This is a genomic window from Clostridium sp. HCP1S3_C6, from assembly GCF_052066735.1.
GTDB lineage: Bacteria > Bacillota > Clostridia > Clostridiales > Clostridiaceae > Clostridium.
Window position 1 is genome coordinate 1 of the sequence record NZ_JBQHRN010000055.1, and the last position, 7,227, is coordinate 7,227.

The 7,227-nt window shown below is 26.2% G+C and carries 8 protein-coding genes and 1 pseudogene; 7 read left to right on the forward strand and 2 right to left on the reverse strand.

Annotation, left to right across the window (positions count from 1 at the left end; genetic code table 11):
* The first annotated feature begins 119 nt into the window (after positions 1–119).
* From ACTNAO_RS12485 to ACTNAO_RS12495, 3 genes are read left to right on the forward strand one after another with little or no spacing between them, the layout of a single operon-like run.
* Positions 120–326 carry a response regulator gene (locus ACTNAO_RS12485; protein WP_441029576.1) on the forward strand — a complete coding sequence of 69 codons (207 nt, stop codon included), beginning with the start codon at positions 120–122 and terminating at the stop codon, positions 324–326.
* Between the two features lie 23 nt (positions 327–349).
* On the forward strand, positions 350–670 hold the full coding sequence (locus ACTNAO_RS12490) for a hypothetical protein (protein WP_441029573.1): 321 nt from the start codon (positions 350–352) through the stop codon (positions 668–670).
* Positions 671–705: 35 nt separating this feature from the next.
* Positions 706–987, forward strand: a complete 282-nt coding sequence (locus ACTNAO_RS12495) for a HAMP domain-containing protein (protein ID WP_441046279.1) — start codon at positions 706–708, stop codon at positions 985–987.
* A 116-nt stretch (positions 988–1,103) separates the two neighbouring features.
* Here the strand turns inward: ACTNAO_RS12495 and galE are convergent, their stop codons facing one another.
* A complete protein-coding gene (gene galE, locus ACTNAO_RS12500; RefSeq protein WP_441029567.1) occupies positions 1,104–2,114 on the reverse strand; it encodes a UDP-glucose 4-epimerase GalE in 1,011 nt (336 codons plus the stop codon).
* Between the two features lie 290 nt (positions 2,115–2,404).
* Between galE and cysK the strand changes: the two genes are divergently transcribed.
* The 3 genes from cysK to ACTNAO_RS12515 all read left to right on the forward strand — a co-directional run bounded on the left by cysK (position 2,405) and on the right by ACTNAO_RS12515 (position 5,765).
* Complete coding sequence (cysK, locus tag ACTNAO_RS12505) at positions 2,405–3,334, forward strand: cysteine synthase A (RefSeq protein WP_441029564.1); 930 nt, start codon at positions 2,405–2,407, stop codon at positions 3,332–3,334.
* Between the two features lie 168 nt (positions 3,335–3,502).
* On the forward strand, positions 3,503–4,060 hold the full coding sequence (locus ACTNAO_RS12510) for a DUF3867 domain-containing protein (protein WP_441029561.1): 558 nt from the start codon (positions 3,503–3,505) through the stop codon (positions 4,058–4,060).
* 148 nt (positions 4,061–4,208) lie between these two features.
* Positions 4,209–5,765, forward strand: a complete 1,557-nt coding sequence (locus ACTNAO_RS12515) for an ABC-F family ATP-binding cassette domain-containing protein (protein ID WP_441029558.1) — start codon at positions 4,209–4,211, stop codon at positions 5,763–5,765.
* Positions 5,766–5,872: 107 nt separating this feature from the next.
* Here ACTNAO_RS12515 and ACTNAO_RS12520 read toward each other — a convergent pair.
* Positions 5,873–6,028: pseudogene (locus ACTNAO_RS12520) on the reverse strand (tyrosine-type recombinase/integrase); the annotation flags it as partial.
* A 574-nt stretch (positions 6,029–6,602) separates the two neighbouring features.
* Here ACTNAO_RS12520 and ACTNAO_RS12525 point away from each other — a divergent pair.
* Positions 6,603–7,097 carry an N-acetyltransferase family protein gene (locus ACTNAO_RS12525; RefSeq protein ID WP_441029555.1) on the forward strand — a complete coding sequence of 165 codons (495 nt, stop codon included), beginning with the start codon at positions 6,603–6,605 and terminating at the stop codon, positions 7,095–7,097.
* Positions 7,098–7,227 lie beyond the last annotated feature (130 nt).

A 7,227-nucleotide genomic window follows, 5' to 3' on the forward strand; every position in this document is an offset into this window, starting at 1 on the left:
TACGACTGTGGAGTATCATATCAAATGCAAGTAGTTTTTATAACAAAAGCAGATACATTGAAACAGTAAAATTCTTAAAATGTTTATATTTGATTACATTTTAAGTAGCAGCTTTATTAATGAAATACAATATTTTGGTAAGTGATGATGAAAAAGAAATACTTGAAATAATAGAATTATATTTAGACAAAGAAGGGTATAATATTATCACTGCTAGTGATGGAAACAAAGCTTTAGAAATAATAAATAGTGACATAGAACTTCACTTAGCTATTCTTGACATTATGATGCCTGGGATGGATGGATATAAGCGGTCTTGGGTATAAATTTGAGAAATTGGTAAGTGTTAATGAGTAGAAAAAAGAATGAAAAACTTCTTGTATCCTTATCTAAATATTATATTGCCTTAATAATTACTATTACATTAATAATTATTATTTCATATTTTGCTTTAGCTATAATAAGTAATATTATTAATAATGATGGTATTGCTATTTTAAATGCAATTACAGACAGTAATCTTGATTATAAAGATTTAGATGAAGATCAAATTAATGAAATATGTGCTTATATTGAGATTTTAGACAGAGAAGGAAATGTTATTGATTCAGTGTTAATATTGGAATTAAGCTTAACAATATTTCTTCTAGTATTTCAAAACCTGTATTAATTACATATGTTATTACAATAATAATTGCACTTTTTTTGACAATAATGTGTGTAATAATTTATAGTGTTTATACTACAAGAAAAATAAAAAAGCCTCTAGATAATATTAATAATTTATTATCTAAAATTACTGAGGGTAATTATGATGAAAGAATAAATGAAGATAATTTATATGAATTTAAAGTAATTAGTGATACTATTAATTACTTAACTGAAAAATTAAAAAATAGTAAAGAAGAAAATAAAAGACTAAAAGATACTAGAGATAGAATGCTTTTAGATTTATCTCATGATATTAAAAGCCTATTACAAGTATAAAAGGATTTTCACAGGCATTATACGAAGGTATGGTAAATGATGAAAATATAAAAAGCAATATTATTTATGTTGTGTAAATAATATTGCTTTTAATTTGACATTTTTATAGGTTTTATTTATACATATCCTTTTGGATTTTGGCTTTGCCATCTCCAAGAATCTCTACACATATCATTAATATCCTTTTCTGCATGCCAATTAAGTTCTTTATTTGCTTTTGAAGGATCTGCATAACATACTGTTATGTCACCAGGTCTTCTAGGAGCAATTTTATAAGGAATATCTATATTACTGGCTTTACTAAAAGCTTTTACTATATCAAGTACACTATATCCTTTTCCAGTTCCAAGATTATAAATTACAAGTCCACAATTTGTATCTAATTTTTCTAATGCCTTAATATGACCTTTAGCTAAATCAACAACATGTATATAATCTCTTATGCAAGTTCCATCTGGTGTATTGTAATCATTACCAAAAACGCTTAATTCTTTTAATTCACCAACTGCAACTTTTGTAATATAAGGCATTAAGTTATTTGGAATACCACGAGCCTCTTCTCCTATTAGTCCGCTTTCATGAGCTCCAATAGGGTTAAAATATCTAAGAAGTGCTATATTAAATGATTTATCAGCTTTTGCAAGATCCATTAAAATATTTTCAGACATTAATTTTGTTTGCCCATAAGGATTTGTAGCGCTTCTTGGGAAAGTTTCCAAAATTGGCATAGTTTTCGCTTGACCATAAACCGTTGCAGAAGAACTAAAAATTAAATTTTTAACGTTGTATTCTTTCATTAAATTAAGAATATTTAGTAGGCAAGTCATATTATTAGTATAATATTCAAGAGGTTTAGAAACTGATTCGCCTACAGCTTTTAATGCTGCAAAATGAATAACTGAATCTATTTTATTTTCTTTAAATACTGTTTCTGCTTTTTCCTTATCTGTTAAGTTTATGTTGTAAAACTTAATATCCTTTCCAGTAATTTCTTTTATTCTATCTTTAACTTGTATTTTACTGTTATAAAGATTATCAATAACAATAACTTCTTTACCACTATTTAGTAATTCTACGCAAGTATGGCTACCTATATAGCCCATACCGCCTGTAACAAGTACTGCCATAGTTATTTACCTCCCTAAGTTAAATTTTACATAATAATTATACCATAAATACATTAGATAATAATAAAGTCAGTATATTTTAAGAAACGTTTAAGAAAAATTTAAAATGAAAAAAATGTATGGATTAGAATATTAGGGCTTTTATGTCCTTTTTTATTTTTTTATTGATAAATAAAAAAATAATTGACAATAGTAAAAATAAGGCATATACTAAAAACATAGAAAACATACTTAATATATATGTTTAATTTATAAAGTTTATATATTATTTATTTTAAGGAGTGATTTTTATGTCAAAAGTTTATAAGAATGTAACAGAATTAATCGGAAAAACACCTTTATTGGAAGTGCAAAAATATTCTGAAAAGAGAGGAATAGATGCAAATCTTTTTGTTAAGCTTGAATATTTTAATCCAGCTGGAAGTATTAAAGATAGAATAGCAAAGGCAATGATTGAAGATGCTGAAAAGAAAGGAACATTAAAAAAGGGATCAGTAATAATTGAACCAACAAGTGGTAATACTGGAATCGGAATTGCAGCAGTAGCAGCAGCTAAAGGGTATGAGGTTAAAATTGTAATGCCAGAAACAATGAGTATTGAAAGAAGAAATTTAATTAAAGCTTATGGCGCAGAAGTTGTTTTAACTGAAGGAAGTAAAGGAATGAAGGGCGCTATTGAAAAAGCTAAAGAACTTGCTGCTTCAATAGAAAATTCATTTATACCAGCACAATTTGAAAATCCTGCAAATCCAGAAATTCACAAATTAACTACAGGACCAGAAATATATGAAGATTTAGACGGAAAAGTTGATATATTTATAGCTGGTATTGGTACTGGTGGTACTATTACAGGAGTTGGTGAATATTTAAAGTCTAAAAATAGTAATGTGAAAATAATAGCAGTAGAACCTAAAGGTTCACCAGTATTATCAGAAGGTAAGGCTGGAGCACATAAAATTCAAGGTATTGGTGCTGGATTTGTTCCAGATACATTAAACACTAAAATCTATGATGAAATAGTTACTATAGAAAATGAAGAAGCTTTTGAAGCTGCAAGAGAAATTGCAAAAGCAGAGGGAGTACTTGTAGGAATATCATCAGGTGCAGCATTATATGCAGCAGAAAAAATAGCAAAAAGACCAGAAAATAAAGGAAAAAATATTGTGGTGTTACTTCCAGATACAGGAGATAGATATTTATCTACTGAATTATTTAAATAAATTTTTAGGCTGCGTGAAAGCAGCCTCCTTTTTTCATTTGAAAAGTAAAAAAATTAATTATTATTTGAAGTTTAATTGTAAAAAATAAATTAATTTGTTCAATAAGTATGGCAATTTAGTCTATAATGAAGTAAAATATATTTTAATCAAATTGAGGATGGTGTATATATGAGTGATAGAATTATAGACTTTAATGAAATAAAAAATAAAGCTAAAGACAAGGATGTTGATAAGTTAGAAGACTATATGTATTCATTGTATTACCAGATGGCAGAAGGCAAAATTACCATGTCTGAATTTACTCAGAAAATATATGAATATATGAATGAAAATAATATTTCTCAAGATAAGTTTTTAAATATTCAAAAAAAGCTAATGGAGAGATATGGATTTGATTCATCCATGCTAGAAGAACAATTGAAATTAGCAGGAATTAATATTTCAAATATAGGGGAAGATTACGAAAATCTTAGGAAAACAGTAAGTTTTCAAGAAAAATATAAAGGAAGATTAAAAAATAAAACTACAACAACTTATTATATAAAAAATGAAAAAAATGATATTGAAATATTTTTAGAATCTACAAATGTTTTTATAAAAAGCTTTGGTAAGGTTGATTTAAATGATATTGAATTAAATGAATTTTTATGTTCTTATAAAAAATTAGTGGAAGATAAAACCCTTTCAGTAGTTGTTTGTGAAAATTGCAATAAATATGATTATTAATTTTTAAGATATTTGAAGTGCAAAGGTAATTACAATCTCTAAGATTTATTACTTTTGTGCTTTTTTTATTAATAATTTGTAGAAAAAATTATTAATATATAATAAAATATCTATCATAAGATAAAAAATTGTAATACGGAGGTTTTTAATGAGCATTGTAACTGTTAAAAATATAAGCCATGGTTTTGGAGATAGAGCAATATTTGAAGATGTATCTTTTAGATTATTAAAAGGTGAACATGTGGGTCTTATTGGAGCAAATGGTGAAGGAAAATCAACTTTTATGAACATAATAACAGGTAAACTTATGCCTGATGAAGGTAAAGTAATATGGTCTAATAATGTAAGAGTTGGATATATGGATCAACATGCAGTTTTAAAAAAAGGTCAAAGTATAAGAGATGCATTAAAAGATGCATTTAAGTTCTTATTTGATATGGAAGCTGAAATGAATGAACTTTATGGAAAAATGGGTGATTGTACACCTGATGAGCTTGAAAAAATGATGGAAAGAACATCTGTTATTCAAGATCTTTTAGATAATAATGGATTTTACATAATAGATGCAAAGGTAGAAGAAGTGGCAAAGGGGCTTGGACTTTTAGATTTAGGACTTGATAAGGATGTAGATGATTTATCAGGAGGTCAAAGAACAAAGATATTGTTAGGAAAACTTCTTTTGCAAAAACCAGATATAATGCTTTTAGATGAACCTACAAATTATTTAGATGAAGAGCATATAGAGTGGCTTAAAAGATATTTACAAGCTTATGAAAATGCTTTTATATTAATATCTCATGATATCCCATTTTTAAATGATGTTGTAAACTTAATATATCATGTGGAAAATAGAAAACTTACAAGATACGTTGGAGATTATAATGAGTTTATGCGTATTTATGAAGAAAATAAGAAAAAACTTTTAGCAGCATATGAAAAGCAACAAAAAGAAATAGCAAGGCTTGAGGATTTTGTTGCTAGAAATAAAGCTAATGTTGCAACTGCTAACATGGCAAAATCAAGACAAAAGAAACTTGATAAAATGGAAAGAATAGAAATATCTAAAGAAAAACCAAAACCAGAGTTTAATTTTAAAACAGCTAAGGCTCCAGGTAAAGTTATTTTTGAAACAGAAGATCTTGTAATAGGATATGATAGTCCTCTTACAAAACCTCTTAATCTTTATATGGAAAGAGGTCAAAAAATTGCTTTAGTTGGTGCAAACGGACTTGGAAAATCAACACTTTTAAAAAGTCTTCTTGGAATAATAAAACCTCTTTCTGGAAATGTACATAAGGGAGATTATCAAAATATAGGTTACTTTGAACAGGAAGATAGAGAAAATAATAATAATACATGTATAGAAGAGGTGTGGGAAGAATTTCCTTCATTTAATCAATATGAAATACGTAGTGCTCTGGCAAAATGTGGTCTTACATCAAAGCAAATTGAGTCTAAAATAAGAGTATTATCAGGAGGAGAAGCTGCAAAAGTTAGATTATGCAAGATAATAAACAGAGAAACTAATATATTAGTTCTAGACGAACCTACAAACCATCTAGATCAAGATGCTAAGGACGAATTAAAAAGAGCTCTTAAAGAATATAAAGGTTCAATTCTTTTAGTATCTCATGAACCTGAATTTTATAATGGCTTAGTAACAGAAGTTTGGAATTGTGAGGATTGGACATTAAAGACTTTTTAACCACGTTCAAATGTAGATATATAGCCATTTGTAAGAAGTATATAATTAACACATTTTTGGTTTTAACACATTTTTAACACATTAATTATATCAGTAGCTTTATTTTTTTATTTTTTCATAACGTGAGTATAAATATCAGCAGTGGTACTTATACTTGAATGACCAAGCAAAAGTGATATAGTTTTTAAAGGAATATCATTTTCAAATTGCAATGTAGCGTAAGTGTGTCTTAATGCATGAAATTTAAGATATCTTACGTTACAATTTTTAAATAAATTTTCCGTATATTGTTAGTATTGGATTTATGAAGAAGATTAATGTTTTTACTGTTTTAAAGGTAGTTTTTTGAATGCATGTTCATATCAAATTTATAAATTATATCATGCAAATTTCAAACAAGAAACAAAAAAGTAGGAGCTCTAATGATATGTCAATTAATCAAGTAATATGTTCTTAATTAAACTAAAATTAATATAAATAATATTATAATTAAATTAAATAGCACATAAATAAGATTTATAATCATATTCTTTCAAGATATAATAAAATCATAATAAATCAAAAAAGAAAGGATTTGATATTATGGTTTTATTAATGGGTGTTATTATTGCTTTTATTGGTATGGGAATTATTGCGGTAGCTACTAAATTAGCTTAAAATATTTTAGGAGATGATATGTCATAAAAAATTATAATGAAATTTTTATAAAATAGCCATTGTTTTATTTATAAAATATTACAATGGTTATTTTTTATGGTAAAAATATATTATAATGAATTAATATTTATTGAGTGATATAATATTATTAATTTAAAGACAGTAAAAGGAAGTATTAAAATGGAAAAATTATCAATAAGAAAATATACAAAAGAAGATATTAAAGAAATGATAAGAATATGGAATGAAGTTGTTGAAGAAGGTATAGCTTTTCCTCAGGAAGAATGTTTAGATGAAATTTCAGGAGAAAAGTTTTTTTACAATCAAAGCTATTGTGCAGTTGCTGAAGATACAGTAAATAAAAAAGTAGTAGGACTTTATATACTTCATCCTAATAATATAGGTAGATGTGGTCATATATGTAATGCTAGTTATGCAGTATCATTACAAGTAAGAGGACTTCATATTGGAGAAAAATTAGTTAAGGATTGTATAAAAAAAGCAGGAGAATTAAATTTCAAGGTCTTACAATTTAATGCAGTTGTTGCAACTAATACTCATGCAAGACATTTATATGAAAGAATTGGATTTAAACAACTTGGAACAATTCCAAATGGATTTAGAATGAAAAATAGTGAATATGAGGATATTTGTCCATATTATATTGAAGTATAAAAATATATTACAAGGAGAATATTAATAGTTATTAAAAATATATTCAAATATAATCAAATGTAATATAATATATTTAGGGGTGATTATATTTGAGTAAAAATTATAAACCAAAAGAATTTGCTATACAAGA

Coding starts and splice junctions, on each gene's coding strand:
- ACTNAO_RS12485 (WP_441029576.1), top strand. CDS start 120: ATGAAATACAATATTTTGGTAAGTGATGATGAAAAAGAAATACTTGAA.
- ACTNAO_RS12490 (WP_441029573.1), top strand. CDS start 350: ATGAGTAGAAAAAAGAATGAAAAACTTCTTGTATCCTTATCTAAATAT.
- galE (WP_441029567.1), bottom strand. CDS start 2,114: ATGGCAGTACTTGTTACAGGCGGTATGGGCTATATAGGTAGCCATACT.
- cysK (WP_441029564.1), top strand. CDS start 2,405: ATGTCAAAAGTTTATAAGAATGTAACAGAATTAATCGGAAAAACACCT.
- ACTNAO_RS12510 (WP_441029561.1), top strand. CDS start 3,503: ATGAGTGATAGAATTATAGACTTTAATGAAATAAAAAATAAAGCTAAA.
- ACTNAO_RS12515 (WP_441029558.1), top strand. CDS start 4,209: ATGAGCATTGTAACTGTTAAAAATATAAGCCATGGTTTTGGAGATAGA.
- ACTNAO_RS12525 (WP_441029555.1), top strand. CDS start 6,603: ATGGAAAAATTATCAATAAGAAAATATACAAAAGAAGATATTAAAGAA.